Here is an 18,273-nt window from a genome sequence, read left to right as displayed (position 1 = left end):
TCTATTCTATTTCATCAAATAAATTAGTTTGCTTAACAGTAGCACTTTGATCTTCCTCTTCCACATCAAAATACTTAACGATTTCTTTTATAAATTTATTGGGACTGTACAATGAAATTTTCAAAGTATTACTATTCATAAATTTATAACCTTTGAATCCTGTCGGGTCAAGATTAAAATAAGGCGCAAGAGTTCTACTCAAAATATATAATTTACTTCGTCCAGTACCTTGTTTATTTCCAACTGAACTTTCGTGAATATAACCATAATGAATTGCTAAATCTAATATATCTTTTAATTCTTTATCAGGAAGGTCATTCAATGCAACAGAAAAAACAACTCTTTCAGTTCTATCTGAAACGAACAATTTCCTAAACATTCCTCCCAAACCTGAAATCAAATTAAATAATTTGTCCGCCTTACTAAATCTCTCATTATCTGATAGTGCTCCATGTTCTTCTAAAATTTTTTCAAATTCATCCTTTAAGAACTTTTCAGAAAATTTACGAATCTCATCATTTTGAATACTATGAGGAATATTTTTAATATTGGCTTCATCAGTTTCTTTATTCAAATATTCAGCATACATTTTTGATGCTGGTTCTAAAAAATATCTAATAATCCCAGAAGAAATATTGACTAAATTATCAAATCCAGCATAACTGTATGTTGTAGTTGCTCTCTTCTTGATTAATTCTTTCGCGTATTCTGAGGTAGCATATCTTCTTGCGGCATCTTTACCTGTATATTTTTTATTTGGATCGTGGTGTTCAGATTCAATGCTATTATAAATTTCCTTAATTCTAATTTGTTGGGCTTCATCGTAAGGAAAAAAATCTTGAGGCGTTATTTCCCTTTTAAGATATTTTACAATACGCTTGGTAACAATATTTTCAATTCTCGAATGATAATTATTATTTGCAGATGTATAAATGGTTGCAATATTTATTTGAGAATAATCATGGGGAAAGTCTATAGTTTTGTTTGTAATAGTTTTATACCCTTTATAATCTAACTGTGTTGAAATTTTCAAACTAACTTTAGTAGAATTTCTATAAGACACCCAAGTATTGAGTATTTTAGTTTGTACACCGCTCAAGTAACCTGCATCATCAATTAATAAGAAAATTGGTTTCTCTTGAGGCATAAAGGGAAGTTTCTTGATTTCTAGTAGTATTGGATAAAGAAAGTCTAAATAGTTACATAAAGCTCCTTTGTAATCTTCTGTTGCATTTGGATTTGTTGCAATTCTTGAGCAATATATTTTACAGTGTATTAGCATCTTATTTGTGATGTTGATAATACTCTGAATATATTCTACAGAAGTTTTGTACTTATCCTTGTAGTTTGAGATATCTTGTCCAGAAACTTCAACATGCCATAAAAAATTATTAAAATAGAACTTTTCAATTTCGGCTTTATACTTGTTGATTTCAGAATATTCTAATAAATTTGTAAAGCATTTAACTGTAATAAAGGTTGTAAGTAAATGTTCGCTAATAAACGAAATTGAATTTGTTTGAAGTCTTTCAAATTCAGGATTGTTAGTTCCTGTTAACTTGATGGGTACGTAAAAAGAAAAAAAATCTAATTCATTTAGAGAACATTTCTTATCAAGCATCTGACAATCAGGCATCAAATATCTAAACATCATACTTTTTCCTGAACCTCTCGGACCATTTAAAAACGTATGAAAAACCTCCTTTACCTGTCCAAAATCTGTAAATACATCTACAAATAATTCATAAATTTCTGAGGCATTTATGTCTTCGGGTGTTTTTACATCAAAAGGATTCATAGCTGATTATTTTTATTTTCAATAAGTCTTTTTACAAACTCTCCATTAATATTTTGATTGTTTTCTTTAAGGCTTTTACATCTCTCAAAAATGTCGTTAACTTCCATCATTGGATAACCACTTTCTTTAAGCTCATAACTTATCTTTTTTATTAATTCATTTTCATTGTCAGTTACAATATTTACACTTACTCTTACCGTGCTTATTCTTTTACCTTCTGGAAGAAACCTATTGCAATATAAACTTTCAGTAAAAGTTTTAAAAGTCCTGTCATAAATTTCATCCAATAAATATTTTTCCTCCTTCCCATTTTTAGTTTTCATGGGGTACTTCTTAACTAATCTATAATCAACAGGATAAAGCTCTAATATTATCTCACTTCCATCAATTCTGCATGAATCGATACTTGCAGAATATAAATGATAAATTTCGCTTGTTGGTGCCAAATAAGGGTTTTCTCCTTTTTGGCGTCCTTCATTAAGTTCAATTAAAAAATTAGCTGCTCTTTCACTGTCTTCAGCCAATTCGTCGCCCAAACGAAGAACAGAAGCAAGAAGTTGTGGCCTAATTTTATGATTTGACAAATAACACATATTCTCCAAATCTCCTATAGGATCTTCTTTTCCTCCATGTGCTTTTGCTATATTACCTATATGAACCCTTTCAGATGCGCTTAACACATTAGATTTGTCAAACTTTCTCAAAATCTCCTTTCCCATTTTAGCATGTTCTTGACGAGACGAAATTAAATGACCAGTATCGTGCAATTGGATTGCCATTAATAAAATGAACGTCTCATAAGGAGTAATTAAAGACTCTCCTCCTTCAACAAAAATCAATTCTGATGTTTTTCTAATTACAGTAATAATGTGATTAACACCATGATCATTAAAATATCCTTCATTTTCCAATTCAACTAGTTTACTGTTGATTTCACGGTGAATGTCTTTTTCAAACCTATCTTTAAATTGAATATACGTTGTAACATAATCTTTACTGTTAGGAAACACTGTAAGATTTTTTGAATTTTTTAAAAATTCTTCTTCTATATTGTAAATTTCACTCACTGGTCAAGTACTCTTTTATTTGTTAAATGTATAATTTGTTCGAAGATTGCCTTTGCTAGCAATGGAGGAACAGCATTTCCTATTTGTTGTTGTATATGCATTAAACTTCCTTTAAACTCAAAACTATCTGGAAAACTTTGAAGTCTAGCTGCTTCTCTTACTGATAGTCCTCTATTCTGATAAGGATGTATTAGCATATTTTTTCTGTAGTTTGCGATTACAACAGATGGCTTTTCATCATCTAATCTTTTATATATTCCACTATGACAATTAGATAAGTCAGTATAATTTGTCATCAATTCTTTTGGTATTGCTTTCCAATTTTGTCCTCTTGGGATATGCTTATACCTCTCGATTACATAGTCTTTATTTTTTGAAACATAATTTTGAGTTGCTACTTTACAACCATTTCTCATTTGTTTTGAGTATTCACTGTTTCTGCCTTTTATGTATGGTAATCTATCAAAACTATCTCCATTCTCTAACAATGGCAAGTCACTTATTGCTTCCTTAACAGTTACCTTTTTATCATTTTTATTTGGGAAAACAAAATCTATATCAAGGATGTTTCCAACCATAAAAAAACGATTTCTATTCTGAGGCACACCATAATCTGACGCTGTTAAAACAGAATAAGAAGTATTATATCCTAATTCTTCAAATTCCTTTTTAAGTTCTTTTAAAACCAACCCTCTTTGGAAAGAAACAAATCCCTCAACATTTTCAAAGACAAACCATTTCGGTTTTGCCTCTTTAACAAAACGAACAAACTCTTTAAATAAAGAATTATTATCGTTTTTCAAATTTCTAGTTTTTGTATTGGAGACAGAAAAGCCTTGACAAGGTGGTCCCCCAAATAGTACAAACGGATTTTTTTCATCATCAGAAATTCTTACTTTTCTGATATCTTCGCATAACACTTTAGCATTAGGGTGATTACTCCTAAATGTTTCAGCTGCTTCTTTATTATATTCTACAGCCAATTTAATATTTATACCAGCTAGTTCAGCGCCTGCACTCATCCCTCCAGCTCCACTAAAAACATCAATAGCGTTCATTATAAGTCATTATTTTTGGGATTAAAATTGTCTATCAACATACTATCTATTTCTTGATTTAAGAAAAACTCAGTGATACATTTAATAATAAGGACTGCTTATTCTCTAAGTAATTCAAGCCCTTTGCTAACCTCTTTCAATAATTCTCCTGGATCAACATCAATTGCTAAAGCAATTAAATAAAGTTCATCAGCACGAAGCTTAGTAGATTCATTAGAACTCAGTTGAGAAAGTCTAGCCTGACTTATACCAGTACGCCTCGATACCATTGCTCTATTCACGGACTTTTTAGTAAAATATAACCCTAATGATGTCATAAATATTTCGATTTTTTATAGATAAATATACTTTGAATATAGAAAAATGTAGAATTCCTAAAGTTTAATTTTGAATTTTGATAGATTATGTATAGATTTGTTTAGATAGTCTAAAGGATTATTAAGAAATCTAACATGCAAAAAGCAAAAGATATGGATGATGAAATTCACACTAAACAAGAACAGATTATAGATAAACTAAAATCTCTTTTAGAAATTAAATATGTTTATAAAACAAGAACTGAAAAGGAAGGTTTCTTTAAGCCTTTATTAATTGTGATATTGAAAGGAAACTGTTCTTCCTTAACACATGAGTTGTCGTCAATGGTCGCTAAAATATTTCAGGAAGAAACGGAGTTTCTATACCGAATATTTTCATTAGAATATGCCGAGCAACAGTTAAAAGAAGAAAATCTATTCTTTGTTTATGGATGTACTTGGGATAAACTAATCTATAAAGATGCTGATACAGCATTGGACAGCTTTTATGAATACCATATATCTCTAAAAGAAATAAACAACATTCAAGTATCTTTCGGAAAAGAACGCCTTAAAATGGCCGCATTTTTAGATGGTGCGACCTTTTTTATTAAAAAAAACAATCTTTCTCAAGCGGCTTTTATGCTGCACCAATTTATTGAATTGTGGTACCGTTTTGCTGCACTTTTTAAAATGGGCAAGGAGCGTAAAAGTCATAGTATAAAAGAACTGCAAACCTATATAAAACCATTCGTACCTGTCCTTGGTAATCTTTTCAATACCGAAATAGAGGAGGAGCAAAACCTTTTAAAATTGCTGGATGATGCGTATATATCCACCCGCTATGGGAACAATTATCATATCAATTTAGACCAAATCAATAAAGTAATGGAGAAAGCCAATACAATTGAATCAATAGCAACTTTATTTTTTCAAAATAAAATGGATGCTTGTACAAAACATGAGTCAAATCAAAAAGAAGTTAATGCGCCTAAAAACCAAAGCCTTCAGCCAAATGACACCGAACTATCCAATTTCATTAAATTACTCTCCACAAAAGACTTTTTAACCTTAAAACCCTATCCTTATAAAAAAGGATTGTACTCCATTGGAATTGTAACGGAAGGATATTTGGAGACCTCGTTTATGATTTCAAATTTATTAAAGGTATGCATACTTGCGATGGAATACGAGTATGTACCTACACGTTCCATTCCCGATCCCATGCATAATGTAAAGGAAGTTTTAGGATACGCATTAGATTTGATACCTCATGAAGAAATGGAATTATTAGATGTATTAAGAGATTTAGCATTAAAACCAGAAATAAAGGGCTGATGAAAGAAAAAAAGAAATATAATAAGAAATTAAAAGACATCAAGAAGCACATTGAAAACTTACCTGGGGTAAACACAGAAGCTCATGGGAACAGGACAAGAAAGACCATCGGATTTGAGGTGTTCGATAATGAGGACATCACAAGCAGTATCTCGGCACTTTTGGAAGTTTGCTATTACGCCTTAGATGGCAATGGTACTTTTGTTTATCCCAAGCATAGCAATAAGACACCTGTAAGTAGTGTGACCAAGATCTTAGAAATAGTTATCGACCTCTTGCCACATGACCAGATGTTTTGTTTGGACAAGATTAGTGAGATACTTTCTGAACAAGGACTCAAAAAGAAATAACCTGAAATATCGAATATGAAAACAAACCGGAAAGAACTTGAAAGGTTGGTAAAATCAGCTAGGTACAAATTACATACCTTACAACCATCGGATATTCAAAAGGGCAAATTAAAGCCAAATATTTGCAATTTGAAGGATACTTGGATTTGTTTACTACTATTGAAGCTTTAATGAATGTCAGTATTTTGGTAACACAAGGAGATACTTATTGCCCTCCCCATATAAAGGATCACGGTAAGGATATCCGGAAAACCCTAGAATTAGCCCAAAAACTTTTACCATTTGATGAAGGTGAGTTTTTGGATGATGTAAATTTTATGTTGAAGCAGTTGGAATAAAGAGGAACTATAATGAGTTTATCTTATGTCATAAATTACAGAATATTCCATAGATAAAGAAAATAGATGACACCCAAATAGCTCCATAACTTTTAAATTTTAACATTTTTAATGAAGAGCTTACTTATTTTTAAACTTTTGTTAAACAAATAACGAATTGTTGAAATTTTGTATCTTTGTTTTCAAGATGAAACAAGTATTCCATAAAACAATATCAATTTTAATGGCTTTTGTAGTGTTATTTTCTACAATGTCATTTACTATTGATTTGCACTATTGTGGCGATACTTTAGTGGATACTTCTATTTTTGGTGAAGCTGATTCTTGTGGTATGGATATGCAGAAATCAGACACTTCATCAGAATGTTCTATTGCAAAAAAGAATTGTTGTACCGATGAACAAATTACTGTTTCTGGGCAGGATGAGTTAAAAATATCATTTGATAAATTAACTTTAGATCAACAAGTTTTTGTTGCTTCATTTTTTCACACCTACATCAATCTATTTGAAGGATTAAACGATAATGTTACTTCATATGTAGATTATGTATCACCACTCGTCATAAGGCAACTCTACAAGCTTGACGAATCTTATTTAATTTGATTTAAACAATAAACTGTTTTATTCTAGGGCCTTTGGCTGTTAGGATAATTTGCTGTATTTGGTGTTTTCTTAACACCCTATGTTTAATTGTTTAAATATCAAACAAATGCTAAATAAAAGCATCAAATTTTTAATAGAAAACAAACTTGTAGCTGTTCTACTAATTGTCCTTTTTATAGGTTGGGGAACTGTAAATGCTCCTTTTAATTGGGACACTGGTTTTTTGCCAAGTGATCCTGTGGCAGTAGATGCTATTCCAGATATTGGCGAAAATCAACAAATAGTTTTCACTAAGTGGGATGGTCGCTCTCCACAAGATATCGAAGACCAAATTACCTATCCATTAACTACTTCTTTACTAGGAATTCCAGGTGTAAAAACCATTCGTAGTTCGTCTATGTTTGGATTTTCAAGCATCTATATCATTTTTGAAGAAGATGTTGAGTTTTATTGGAGTCGCAGTAGAATTTTAGAGAAACTCAATTCACTGCCCAGTGGATTATTGCCAAATGATGTAAACCCCGCTTTAGGTCCTGATGCTACCGGATTAGGACAAATATTTTGGTATACTTTAGAAGGGCGTGATGAAAATGGTAAAGTTACTGGTGGTTGGGATTTACATGAACTACGAAGTGTACAAGATTATTATGTAAAGTATGCCTTATCTTCTGCAAGTGGTGTGTCTGAAGTAGCTTCTATTGGTGGTTATGTCCAGGAATATCAAGTAGATGTTAACCCCGAATTGATGCGCCAGTACAATATAGGCTTAAATCAAGTTGTAAAAGCTGTAAAAAGCAGCAATCAAGACATTGGTGCCCAAACTTTAGAAATTAACCAAGCGGAATATTTAGTACGTGGTTTAGGCTATGTAAAATCTATTGAAGATATTGAAAATGCTGTGGTAACTTCGGAAGATTATACATCCGTTAAAATTAAGGATATAGCCAAAGTATTTTTAGGCCCTGCCACCAGAAGGGGAATGTTGGATAAAGAAGGAGCAGAAGTGGTTGGTGGTGTTGTAGTAGCAAGATATGGCGCCAACCCTATGGAAGTTATTACAAATGTAAAAGAAAAAATAGCTGAACTTAAAGGAGGTTTACCTTCTAAAGTATTAGCAGATGGAAGAATTTCCCAATTAACGGTCGTTCCTTTTTACGATCGTACTGAACTTATTCAAGAAACGCTATACACTCTTAATGAAGCGTTAACCTTAGAAATATTAATTACCATTCTGGTTATTATTGTAATGGTTTTTAATTTAAGAGCTTCTATTTTAATTTCTGGGTTACTACCTGTTGCGGTATTAATGGTTTTTGTAACCATGAAAATGTTTAATGTAGATGCCAACATTGTTGCACTTTCGGGTATAGCCATAGCCATTGGAACGATGGTTGATGTAGGTGTTATACTTGCCGAAAATATGATTAGGCATCTCGACGATGAAAAATTACGACTACGTGAAGATGGAACAGAATTTACCACAAATGAAGTTGTTTATAACGCTACGGCTGAAGTTTCCGGAGCTATATTAACGGCGGTTTTAACAACCATTATAAGTTTTGTGCCAGTTTTCACAATGATTGGTGCCGAAGGAAAATTATTCAGGCCATTAGCTTTCACCAAAACAATGGCCTTATCAGCATCTTTAGTAATAGCTTTGTTTTTAATTCCTCCATTTGCAGCTTATTTGTTTAGAAAATCTACGCTCAAAAAATCATTTAAACAAATCTTAAATAGCACTTTAATAGTCGTTGGACTTGCAATTATAATAAGTGGCTATTGGTTAGGTACTATCCTTATTGCTTTTGGGGTTATAGGTTTATTAGGTATAAAAGGTAAATTAAGCAAGAAAAATGTTAACCTGATCAACATCATTATTTCTTCGGCGGCTATTGTGTTTCTACTTGCCGAATATTGGAGACCATTAGGTTTTGACCGCAGTATCCTTATAAATCTAATTTTTGTTGCAATTATTTGCTTTGGTATTTTAGGGATATTCTCCATCTTCAGAAGATATTATGGTCAGATTTTAAAATGGGCTTTAGCTAACAAATTATTATTTTTAGTTATACCCACTACCGTACTTATTTCTGGAGCGTGGATAATGAACAATACAGGAAAAGAATTTATGCCTTCTTTAAATGAGGGTTCTTTTCTACTCATGCCAACCTCTTTACCACATGCTGGTGTTGAAGAAAATAAGCGTGTCCTTCAACAATTAGATATGGCCGTTGCTACTATTCCTGAAATTGAAACTGTTGTAGGAAAAGCGGGTAGAACGGAATCTGCATTAGATCCAGCACCCTTATCTATGTATGAAAATGTGATTCAGTATAAATCCGAATACATGCGTAATGCAAAAGGAGAAAGACAACGCTATAAAGTAAATGATGCTGGTGCTTTTGAACTGAAAGATGGAGGTTTTATTGAGAATCCTAACAACACAGAAAATGCCACTTTTATTAAAGTAGAACACTTACAATTGATAGAAGATGATGATGGTGAATTTTACCGTAATTGGAGACCAGAAATAAAGAATCCAAACGATATTTGGAGTGAAATTGTAAAGGTTTCCAAATTGCCTGGGGTTACTTCGGCACCTAAATTACAACCTATAGAAACTCGATTGGTAATGCTTCAAACAGGTATGCGCGCTCCTATGGGAATTAAAGTTAAAGGGCAAGATTTAAAGCAAATTGAAGCTTTTGGATTGAAATTGGAAAATCTTTTAAAGCAAGCCGAAGGCGTCAAGATAGAGGCGGTTTTTGCCGATAGAATTGTAGGTAAACCTTATTTGCTTATTGATATTGATAGAGAAAAATTAGCGCGTTATGGTGTTTCAATCGAAGACGTTCAAAGCGTCCTAAAAGTCGCTATAGGTGGCATGGCATTAACGCAAACCGTTGAAGGAAGAGAACGTTACGGTGTTCGGGTTCGTTATCCAAGAGAGCTGCGAGGCAATCCAGAGGATTTAAAAGACATTTATATTCCTGTAGAAAAAGGAAGCCCTGTGCCATTAAGTGAACTGGCAAGTATTCGTTATGAACAAGGGCCACAAGTTATAAAAAGTGAAGACACCTTTTTAGTTGGATATGTTTTGTTTGATAAACTTGATGGTTTTGCCGAAGTAGATGTGGTAGAAAATGCACAAGCTTTATTTCAACAGAAAATAGATTCTGGAGAGTTAACGGTTCCTAAGGGCATTAGCTACAAATTTACAGGAACTTACGAAAATCAGTTGCGGGCAGAAAAAACGCTTTCTGTTGTGGTACCACTTGCATTAGCCATTATTTTCTTAATACTGTATTTTCAGTTCAAATCTGTGAGTACTTCTTTAATGGTGTTTACGGGCATCACGGTTGCTTTCGCAGGTGGTTTTATTATGATTTGGTTATATGGACAAGATTGGTTTTTCAATTTTAGTTTGTTTGGTGAGAATATGCGCGACTTGTTCAATATGAAAACCATTAACTTAAGTGTGGCAGTTTGGGTAGGTTTTATTGCGCTATTTGGTATCGCTACAGATGATGGTGTGGTAATGGCAACCTATCTCACACAAACTTTTGAACGTGAAAAACCCTCCGATAAAAAGAGCATAAGAACTTTTGCATTGGAAGCAGCAGAAAAGCGGATTCGTCCATGTTTAATGACTACCGTAACTACAATTTTGGCTTTGCTGCCAGTATTAACATCTACAGGAAAAGGAAGTGATATTATGCTTCCTATGGCAATTCCCATTTTTGGTGGGATGGTGATTGATATTACCTCTTACTTTATTGTACCTGTATTGTATAGCTGGAGAGAAGAGTTTAAAATGAAGAGATTAGCAAAAAAAGAGAATGGAATATAGATATAAAAACACCATGAAAAATTACAACAAACATAGCGTATATAAAGGAGTTTTACTTCTTGGTTTTTTATTTTTTGTTCTTCATGTTCGGAGCCAAGAATTAGAAACATATATAAATGAAGCCTTAGCCAACAATCCTGAGATTCAAAAATTCCAAACGCAGTTTAACATTGCTTCTGAAAAGTTGAATGAAGTTAATACACTACCAAATACAGAGTTTAGTGCAGGGTATTTTGTTAGCGAACCAGAAACGCGAACAGGTGCTCAACGTTATAAATTATCGGCAAAACAGATGGTGCCTTGGTTTGGTACAATCACTTCCCGTGAAAACTATATGAGTTCTCTGGCTGATGCTAAATATGAAGATATTGTTATTGCCAAGCGAAAACTAATAACCTCAGTATCTCAATCCTATTATAATTTATATGCCAACAAAGCAAAGCAAACCGTATTGATTGAAAATATAAAACTGCTTGAAACATACGAAACTTTGGCTTTAACGTCTGTAGAAGTCGGTAAAGCATCGGCGGTAGATGTATTGCGATTACAAATGAGACAGAATGAAATGGCGCAACTTTTAAATGTTTTAGAGCAACAATTTTTAGCAGAGCAAACTAATTTTAATAAGCTTTTAAATCGTGATAAATCTATAGAGGTTTCGGTAATAGATGAATTGATGATGCCTTCTGAAAATTTTGAGATTAATACAGAAAATCTGGCTTTACATCCAGAGCTGTTAAAATATGATAAGTTATTTGCTTCCGTAGAAAAATCCGAATTATTGAATCAAAAAGAAAGCAGCCCGATGATTGGTTTCGGCTTGGATTATATCAATGTTGAACAACGGCCCAATATGGATTTTAGTGATAATGGAAAAGATATCATTATGCCCATGGTTTCGCTATCAATACCACTATTCAATAAAAAGTATAAATCGCAAACCAAACAAAATAAATTACAACAACAGGAAATAGAATTCCAAAAACAAGAGCGGTTCAATACCTTAGAAACTCTTTTATACAAAGCTATTACGGATAGAATTTCATCAAGAATGAGTTATACCACGCAAGCTAAAAATTTAAAACAGGCTAAGGATGCTGAAGAAATTCTTATTAAAAGCTACGAAACAGGAACCATTAATTTTAATGATGTTTTAGATATTCAGGAGCTCCAATTAAAGTTTCAAATAAATCAAATAGAATCTGTGAAAACCTATTATATGCAATCAACCATTATCAATTATTTAACAGAATAAAACAAGTATAATTTAAAATAAAAAAACAATGAAAAAAGTAAAAGTAACAACAGGAATTTTAGCCATGTCATTCTTAAGCTTAACAGCAATGTCTTGTAAAGATGCAAAAAATGAAAATAATAATGTAGATGGTCAACATACTGAAATGAATGCGAATGAAAACCATTCAGAAATGAATCACAACAATGATGATGGGCATTATAATGTTGAGAAAAAAGAAATGGCAGTGGGCAACAATCAAGATGTAAATGCAGAAGTTGTACTGAAAGATTATTTTAACCTTAAAGATGCTTTGGTGGCAGATAACAATGCAAAAGCAAAAGAATTGGGCGCAGCCCTAGTAAAAAGTTTGAGCACCCTTAATGTTTCAAAATTTACAGATGCACAAAAAGCAGAATTAAAAGATATTATTGAAGATGCCATGGAACATGCTGAGCATATTTCAAAAAGCCCTATAGAACACCAACGCGAACACTTTAAAACTTTAAGCAAAGATATAACCGATATGGTAGCCATTACTGGTACAGCAAATACTTTGTATCAACAGTTCTGTCCAATGTACGATAAAGGTAGTGCTTGGTTAAGCATGAATAAAGAAGTGCTTAACCCATATTACGGAAGTAAAATGTTGAAATGTGGTACCGTTAAGAAAGAGATTAAATAAATGAAAATTATTAAAATCATAATGTTGGTTTTATTGGTAGTGTTTGTAGGCATACAGTTTGTGCCTACAACACGCAACCAAAGTGATACCATTCCTGAAACCGATTTTATGATAGTTAATAAGGTGCCTAATAATATAAAAAGCAAGCTCCAAGCATCTTGTTACGATTGCCATAGTAATAACACACAATATCCTTGGTATAACAAGATTCAACCCATTGCATGGTTTTTAGAAGACCATATTATAAAAGGAAAAGCTGAGCTAAATTTTAATGAATGGGATGCTTTATCTATCCGAAGGAAAGCAAGCATGCTAAGGTCAATTATCAAACAAATTGAAAAAGGTGAAATGCCTTTAGATTCTTATACGTTAATTCATAGGAACGCCAAATTTTCAGAAGAAGATAAAACAACAATCATCCAATGGATGGTACATTTAAAGAACAATCTTTAAAATGAAAGAAACAATCTACATAAAAAACATGGTTTGTAACCGTTGTATAGCTTCAGTTTTAGCCATTTTTAACACTGAAAACTATATAGTAGAATCTGTAGAGTTGGGAAAAGTGGTAGTTGTAAAAGGTATCAATAGTAGTATTGAACATTTATCCAAAGCACTTTTAAAAACTGGTTTTGAAATTATTGAAAATGAAACAGATACCTTGGTTGAGCAAATAAAAGTAAAGCTCATTAATAAAATTGAATTAGGTGAAACAGACGATTTGTTTAAAATTTTAGCTAATGAATTTGGAAAAACAGAAACAGCTATAAGTAAGTTATTTAGTAAACATGAAGGGATTACTTTAGAAAAATACACCATCAATCTAAAAATTGAAAAAGTAAAAGAATTAATACAGGTTGGTCAATTAAATTTTTCAGAAATAGCATATACCTTAAACTATAAATCAAGCAGTCATTTGTCAAGGCAATTTAAAACCATAACAGGAATGTCAATGTCCGATTATAAAAATTTACAAGATTGGGATAGAAAACCTCTAGACCGAATTGTATAAATAAGAGTCAGAATTGTAAAAATGAAATATTCATTAGAGGCTTAATTTTGATGTATAAAATTATATAAAATGAAACATACTTATCACATACACGGTATGACCTGTAACGGTTGTCGTAGTCACGTTGAAGGAACACTATCAAAAGTTGAAGGTGTATCGCAAGCATCAGTTAGTTTAGAAAAAGCTGAAGCAACCATTGAAATGGAATCGCATATTCCATTAGAAAAATTTCAAGAAGCCTTGAAAAATGATGGTGGAAGATATAGTATTCATAAAAACGGAGAACATCATCATAAGCATTCTGAAGAAAAAAAGGAAAAGCAACCTAAAGGAAAAGGTACCGGAACTTTCTATTGTCCTATGCATTGCGAAGGCGATAAAACCTATGATAAACATGATGATTGTCCTGTTTGCGGAATGGATTTGGTTGAAGAACAAAACTTATCTATTTCTTCAATAGAGCAATGGACGTGTCCCATGCACCCTGAAGTTATAAAAGATGAAGCAGGTGCTTGCCCTATTTGCGGAATGGATTTAGTACCCATGCAACCAGACCTTTCGGCAGAAGAGAAAACCTATAAAAAGTTGTCAAAAAAGTTTTGGATCGCCGTTGCCTTTACATTCCCCATTTTCTTAATGGCAATGAGTGAAATGATAAACAATAATCCATTATATAATATTATGGAACAAAAATATTGGAATTGGATTCAGTTTGGGTTGTCCATTCCAGTAGTATTTTATGCCACTTGGATGTTTTTTGAACGTGCTTATAAAAGTATCAAAACCTGGAATCTTAACATGTTTACCCTTATTGGTATAGGTGCAGGTGTAGCTTGGTTGTTTAGTGTTTTTGGGCTGTTTTTTCCAGACTTTTTTCCAAGTCAATTTAAAACCGAGTCTGGTGCAGTTCATGTGTATTTTGAAGCCGCTACGGTGATTTTAACTCTTGTTTTATTAGGGCAGTTATTGGAAGCACGTGCGCATAGCAAAACCAATTCAGCAGTAAAAGAATTATTAAAATTAGCACCAAACAAAGCCGTAAAAATAGTAAATGGGGAAGAAGTTGAGGTAAGTATTGATAAGATTGAATTAAACGATATTCTAAAAGTAAAACCTGGTGATAAAATTCCGGTTGATGGAGCAATAACTGAAGGGGAAACCAGTATTGACGAGTCTATGATTACTGGAGAACCCATTCCTGTAAACAAGCTTGTTGGAGATAAGGTAAGTAGTGGTACCATTAATGGCAACCAATCTTTTTTAATGAAAGCAGAGAAAGTAGGTAGCGACACGCTATTGTCTCAAATTATCCATATGGTTAACGAGGCGAGCCGTAGTCGTGCCCCCATTCAAAATTTAGCCGATAAAGTATCTGGTTATTTTGTGCCTGTTGTGGTTGTAATTTCATTAATAACTTTTACGGTTTGGGCTATTTGGGGACCAGAACCAGCCTATGTTTACGCATTAGTAAATGCCATTGCGGTATTAATAATAGCGTGTCCATGTGCTTTAGGTTTAGCCACACCCATGTCTGTAATGGTTGGTGTTGGAAAAGGTGCTCAAAATGGTGTTTTAATAAAAAATGCAGAAGCATTAGAGAAGATGGATAAAGTAAATACGCTGATTGTTGACAAAACAGGAACGATAACCGAAGGCAAACCAACGGTAGAAACAGTAGGTACTTTTAATGATGATTTTAGCAATAACAGCATTCTACAATATATTGTGTCACTAAATAGCAATAGTGAACATCCGTTAGCAGAAGCAACCGTTAAATATGGAAGGGAGCAGAATATTAAAATATTAAAGTCAAATGGTTTTAGTGCAGTTACAGGTAAAGGAGTTGAAGGACAAGTAAACGGTAAAAAAGTGGCGCTAGGAAACCCAGAAATGATGGTGCACGCTAAAGCTGAAATTACTTCAAAAATGGAGAAAGAAGCTAAAACCTATCAAAAACAGGGGAAAACCGTATCGTTTTTAGCCATAGACCATAATGTTTGTGGATATGTAGTAATAGCAGATAAAATCAAGTCTTCCAGTGCCAAAGCCATCAAAGAACTTCAAGATAAAGGTATTGCGGTAATTATGCTAACAGGCGATAACCATGATACAGCTCAAGCAGTCGCTTCAGAATTGAACCTTGCAGATTTTAAAGCAAGTATGCTTCCCGAAGACAAGCTAAAAGAAGTTGAGAAACTACAAAACGCAGGAAAAGTTGTAGCTATGGCTGGCGATGGTATTAATGATGCACCAGCATTGGCAAAAAGCGATGTAGGTATTGCAATGGGAACAGGAACAGACGTAGCCATTGAAAGTGCCATGATAACCTTGGTAAAAGGTGATTTGCATGGTATTGTAAAAGCACAACATTTGAGTCATGCCGTTATGAAAAATATTAAGCAAAACCTGTTTTTTGCTCTTATTTACAATGTATTAGGCATTCCATTGGCAGCAGGTGTTTTATTTCCGTTTTTCGGGATTTTACTCTCGCCCATGATAGCGGCATTGGCAATGAGTTTTAGCTCTGTTTCGGTTATAGGTAACGCATTACGATTAAGAACAATTAAAATATAGAAAAATGAAGAAATATATAATTTACATCGGCTTGCTTGCTATTGGTCTGCTTTTAGGATGGTTACTTTTTGGTGGCTCATCAAAAGAAGAAACAGAACATAATCATGATACTGTAGCAGAAACCAATCAAATGTGGACATGCTCTATGCACCCACAAATAATGCAACCAGAATCAGGAGATTGCCCTATTTGTGGTATGGATCTAATCCCAGCGGAAACCAGCGCAGATGGTTTAGTAGCAGACCAATTTAAGCTTACAGAAAATGCCATGGCATTGGCAAATATAGAAACCACTGTTGTAGGTAATAGTGTTGCGAATGACAATACGATAAAACTATCAGGTAAAATTGTGGAAAATGAAGAAGCCAACGCAGTTCAAGTTAGTTATTTTTCTGGTAGAATAGAACGGCTGCATGTTAATTTTACAGGTGAAAACGTAAGAAAAGGTCAATTATTGGCTACCATTTATTCACCCGAACTTTATGCAGCACAACAGGAATTAATTACCGCAATTTCTTTAAAAGAATCACAGCCCGCATTGTACAAAGCTGTCCGTAGTAAATTAAAACTATGGAAACTTTCGGAAAATCAAATCAACCAAATAGAAGCATCGGGAAAAGTTCAAGAAAATGTCCCAGTGTATGCCACGGTTTCAGGTACTGTAACTGAAAAATTAGTAGAACAGGGCGATTATATTAAACAAGGGCAACCTTTATTAAAAATAGCCAACCTCAAAACTGTTTGGGCAAATTTTGATGTTTACGAGAACCAAATTAACCTCTTCAAAAAAGGTCAAGAAATTTCTATAACAACAAATGCATATCCTAATAAGGAATTTAAAGCGAAAGTAGATTTTATAGATCCAATTTTAGACACTAAAACAAGAGTTGTAAAACTAAGAGCTGTTATTGGTAATGAAAATGATGTTTTTAAACCTGGTATGTTTGTGGAAGGGAAAATACAAACTACTACATCTACTAGCGAGCAACCTTTAGTAATTCCAACATCTGCTGTATTATGGACAGGTAAGCGCTCTATTGTTTATTCTAAAGTTAAAGGAAGCGAGCCGATTTTTGAAATGAAAGAAATAGAACTTGGGGCTAAAATAGGCGATAATTACCAAGTAACAAATGGTTTAAGAAATGGGGATGAGATAGTAACAAATGGTGCTTTTACAGTTGATGCCGCAGCGCAACTACAAGGCAAAAAATCTATGATGAATCAAAAAGGTGGAAAAACGACTACTGGACACGAAGGGCATCATAGAATGGAAGAAGCAATGCCTACCAAGGAAAGTAATCATGCCAATGTAAATGGAAGGATTAAGGTGCCAAATGGTTTTCAAAATCAATTAAAAGAAGTGTTTATCAGTTATATTGATTTAAAGGATGGTTTGGCAAAGGACAATTCAAAAGAAGTTGTTAAACAATCTAGGATTTTGCTAACTGAATTAGGTAAAATTGATATGAAATTATTGAAGGATAATAATGCACATAGCCATTGGATGTCATTAGAAAAAGAATTGAAATTATCAGCCAATTCAATTATAGCCACTACAGATTTAGAGGAGCAGAGAAGTCATTTTAAACATTTGTCAACACATTTGGGAAGTGTTATCCTGCGCTTTGGAATTAATGAAAAAGTTTATAATCAGTTTTGTCCCATGGCAGATGATAACAAAGGTGCATATTGGTTGAGTAAAGAAGAAAAAGTAATCAATCCCTATTTTGGAGCATCTATGATTAGCTGCGGAGAAGTAAAGCAAGTAATAGAATAGTTGCAATGAGGCTTTTACTATAATTTTTCAACACTTATGAAGGTTGATTTTGTGTGTGATTTATTGCCTTATTAATGTATTATTTCTCAAAAAGGAACTTGGTAATATAGATGTTTGAGTTTCTTAATTTTGGTAATGCCCTTTGCAAACCTATTGCATTAATTTATTTGTATATTTGCTTTTATGAAAGGAGTGTTATCCATAGTGTTTTCTTTTGTTTTTCTTTTTCAGGCTATATTGCCTAATATGGATATTGCTTGTGAACTGATTAAACTCCCTAATCTTTTTGAAC

15 protein-coding genes are annotated in these 18,273 nt (G+C 33.1%); 11 read left to right on the top strand and 4 right to left on the bottom strand.

The genetic code is table 11. The annotated features are described in order from the left end of the window. Position 1: 1 nt before the first annotated feature. The 4 genes from VP395_RS00665 to VP395_RS00650 all read right to left on the bottom strand — a co-directional run bounded on the left by VP395_RS00665 (position 2) and on the right by VP395_RS00650 (position 4,240). The gene (locus tag VP395_RS00665; protein WP_346239768.1) at positions 2 to 1,798 is read right to left on the bottom strand and encodes an ORC-CDC6 family AAA ATPase; all 1,797 of its coding nucleotides are present in this window, start codon (positions 1,796 to 1,798) and stop codon (positions 2 to 4) included. Then, positions 1,795 to 2,865 carry an HD domain-containing protein gene (locus tag VP395_RS00660; protein WP_346239767.1) on the bottom strand — a complete coding sequence of 357 codons (1,071 nt, stop codon included), beginning with the start codon at positions 2,863 to 2,865 and terminating at the stop codon, positions 1,795 to 1,797. Before VP395_RS00660 ends, VP395_RS00665 begins: the two co-directional genes overlap by 4 nt. Then, positions 2,862 to 3,923, bottom strand: a complete 1,062-nt coding sequence (locus VP395_RS00655) for a DNA cytosine methyltransferase (protein WP_346239766.1) — start codon at positions 3,921 to 3,923, stop codon at positions 2,862 to 2,864. The genes VP395_RS00660 and VP395_RS00655 overlap by 4 nt, the downstream gene beginning before the upstream one ends. Before the next feature lie 98 nt (positions 3,924 to 4,021). Continuing rightward, the gene (locus VP395_RS00650) at positions 4,022 to 4,240 is read right to left on the bottom strand and encodes a helix-turn-helix domain-containing protein (protein ID WP_346239765.1); all 219 of its coding nucleotides are present in this window, start codon (positions 4,238 to 4,240) and stop codon (positions 4,022 to 4,024) included. A 135-nt stretch (positions 4,241 to 4,375) separates the two neighbouring features. Here VP395_RS00650 and VP395_RS00645 point away from each other — a divergent pair, with 135 nt between their 5' ends. The 11 genes from VP395_RS00645 (at position 4,376) to VP395_RS00595 (ending at position 17,981) form a co-directional block, all read left to right on the top strand. After that, positions 4,376 to 5,557 (top strand): HEPN domain-containing protein, encoded by a 1,182-nt coding sequence (locus VP395_RS00645; protein WP_346239764.1) that lies wholly within the window; start codon positions 4,376 to 4,378, stop codon positions 5,555 to 5,557. Continuing rightward, positions 5,557 to 5,907: a hypothetical protein gene (locus tag VP395_RS00640; RefSeq protein ID WP_346239763.1), complete on the top strand. Its 351-nt coding sequence runs from the start codon at positions 5,557 to 5,559 to the stop codon at positions 5,905 to 5,907. Before VP395_RS00645 ends, VP395_RS00640 begins: the two co-directional genes overlap by 1 nt. A gap of 122 nt (positions 5,908 to 6,029) precedes the next feature. Then, positions 6,030 to 6,245: a hypothetical protein gene (locus VP395_RS00635; protein ID WP_346239762.1), complete on the top strand. Its 216-nt coding sequence runs from the start codon at positions 6,030 to 6,032 to the stop codon at positions 6,243 to 6,245. Positions 6,246 to 6,432: 187 nt separating this feature from the next. Beyond that, a complete protein-coding gene (locus VP395_RS00630) occupies positions 6,433 to 6,849 on the top strand; it encodes an HYC_CC_PP family protein (protein WP_428833349.1) in 417 nt (138 codons plus the stop codon). Between the two features lie 106 nt (positions 6,850 to 6,955). Next, positions 6,956 to 10,699 (top strand): efflux RND transporter permease subunit, encoded by a 3,744-nt coding sequence (locus tag VP395_RS00625; RefSeq protein ID WP_346239760.1) that lies wholly within the window; start codon positions 6,956 to 6,958, stop codon positions 10,697 to 10,699. Positions 10,700 to 10,712: 13 nt separating this feature from the next. Further along, positions 10,713 to 11,954 carry a TolC family protein gene (locus VP395_RS00620; protein WP_379884134.1) on the top strand — a complete coding sequence of 414 codons (1,242 nt, stop codon included), beginning with the start codon at positions 10,713 to 10,715 and terminating at the stop codon, positions 11,952 to 11,954. A 28-nt stretch (positions 11,955 to 11,982) separates the two neighbouring features. Beyond that, positions 11,983 to 12,618 carry a DUF3347 domain-containing protein gene (locus VP395_RS00615; RefSeq protein ID WP_346239758.1) on the top strand — a complete coding sequence of 212 codons (636 nt, stop codon included), beginning with the start codon at positions 11,983 to 11,985 and terminating at the stop codon, positions 12,616 to 12,618. Beyond that, positions 12,619 to 13,071 carry a heme-binding domain-containing protein gene (locus tag VP395_RS00610; protein ID WP_346239757.1) on the top strand — a complete coding sequence of 151 codons (453 nt, stop codon included), beginning with the start codon at positions 12,619 to 12,621 and terminating at the stop codon, positions 13,069 to 13,071. A 1-nt stretch (position 13,072) separates the two neighbouring features. After that, on the top strand, positions 13,073 to 13,630 hold the full coding sequence (locus VP395_RS00605) for a helix-turn-helix domain-containing protein (protein WP_346239756.1): 558 nt from the start codon (positions 13,073 to 13,075) through the stop codon (positions 13,628 to 13,630). Between the two features lie 69 nt (positions 13,631 to 13,699). Then, positions 13,700 to 16,204 (top strand): heavy metal translocating P-type ATPase, encoded by a 2,505-nt coding sequence (locus VP395_RS00600; protein ID WP_346239755.1) that lies wholly within the window; start codon positions 13,700 to 13,702, stop codon positions 16,202 to 16,204. A gap of 4 nt (positions 16,205 to 16,208) precedes the next feature. After that, complete coding sequence (locus tag VP395_RS00595) at positions 16,209 to 17,981, top strand: efflux RND transporter periplasmic adaptor subunit (protein WP_346239753.1); 1,773 nt, start codon at positions 16,209 to 16,211, stop codon at positions 17,979 to 17,981. The last annotated feature ends 292 nt before the right edge of the window (positions 17,982 to 18,273 follow it).

Origin of the sequence: Mariniflexile soesokkakense, from assembly GCF_039650365.1 — a bacterium.
GTDB lineage: Bacteria > Bacteroidota > Bacteroidia > Flavobacteriales > Flavobacteriaceae > Mariniflexile > Mariniflexile soesokkakense.
This window is presented reverse-complemented; position numbering and strand designations above follow the sequence as displayed.

Excerpts from the sequence above, each read along its gene's own strand:
- VP395_RS00665 (WP_346239768.1), bottom strand. The coding sequence starts at position 1,798 with ATGAATCCTTTTGATGTAAAAACACCCGAAGACATAAATGCCTCAGAA.
- VP395_RS00655 (WP_346239766.1), bottom strand. The coding sequence starts at position 3,923 with ATGAACGCTATTGATGTTTTTAGTGGAGCTGGAGGGATGAGTGCAGGC.
- VP395_RS00650 (WP_346239765.1), bottom strand. The coding sequence starts at position 4,240 with ATGACATCATTAGGGTTATATTTTACTAAAAAGTCCGTGAATAGAGCA.
- VP395_RS00645 (WP_346239764.1), top strand. The coding sequence starts at position 4,376 with ATGCAAAAAGCAAAAGATATGGATGATGAAATTCACACTAAACAAGAA.
- VP395_RS00640 (WP_346239763.1), top strand. The coding sequence starts at position 5,557 with ATGAAAGAAAAAAAGAAATATAATAAGAAATTAAAAGACATCAAGAAG.
- VP395_RS00630 (WP_428833349.1), top strand. The coding sequence starts at position 6,433 with ATGAAACAAGTATTCCATAAAACAATATCAATTTTAATGGCTTTTGTA.
- VP395_RS00625 (WP_346239760.1), top strand. The coding sequence starts at position 6,956 with ATGCTAAATAAAAGCATCAAATTTTTAATAGAAAACAAACTTGTAGCT.
- VP395_RS00620 (WP_379884134.1), top strand. The coding sequence starts at position 10,713 with ATGAAAAATTACAACAAACATAGCGTATATAAAGGAGTTTTACTTCTT.
- VP395_RS00615 (WP_346239758.1), top strand. The coding sequence starts at position 11,983 with ATGAAAAAAGTAAAAGTAACAACAGGAATTTTAGCCATGTCATTCTTA.
- VP395_RS00610 (WP_346239757.1), top strand. The coding sequence starts at position 12,619 with ATGAAAATTATTAAAATCATAATGTTGGTTTTATTGGTAGTGTTTGTA.
- VP395_RS00605 (WP_346239756.1), top strand. The coding sequence starts at position 13,073 with ATGAAAGAAACAATCTACATAAAAAACATGGTTTGTAACCGTTGTATA.
- VP395_RS00600 (WP_346239755.1), top strand. The coding sequence starts at position 13,700 with ATGAAACATACTTATCACATACACGGTATGACCTGTAACGGTTGTCGT.
- VP395_RS00595 (WP_346239753.1), top strand. The coding sequence starts at position 16,209 with ATGAAGAAATATATAATTTACATCGGCTTGCTTGCTATTGGTCTGCTT.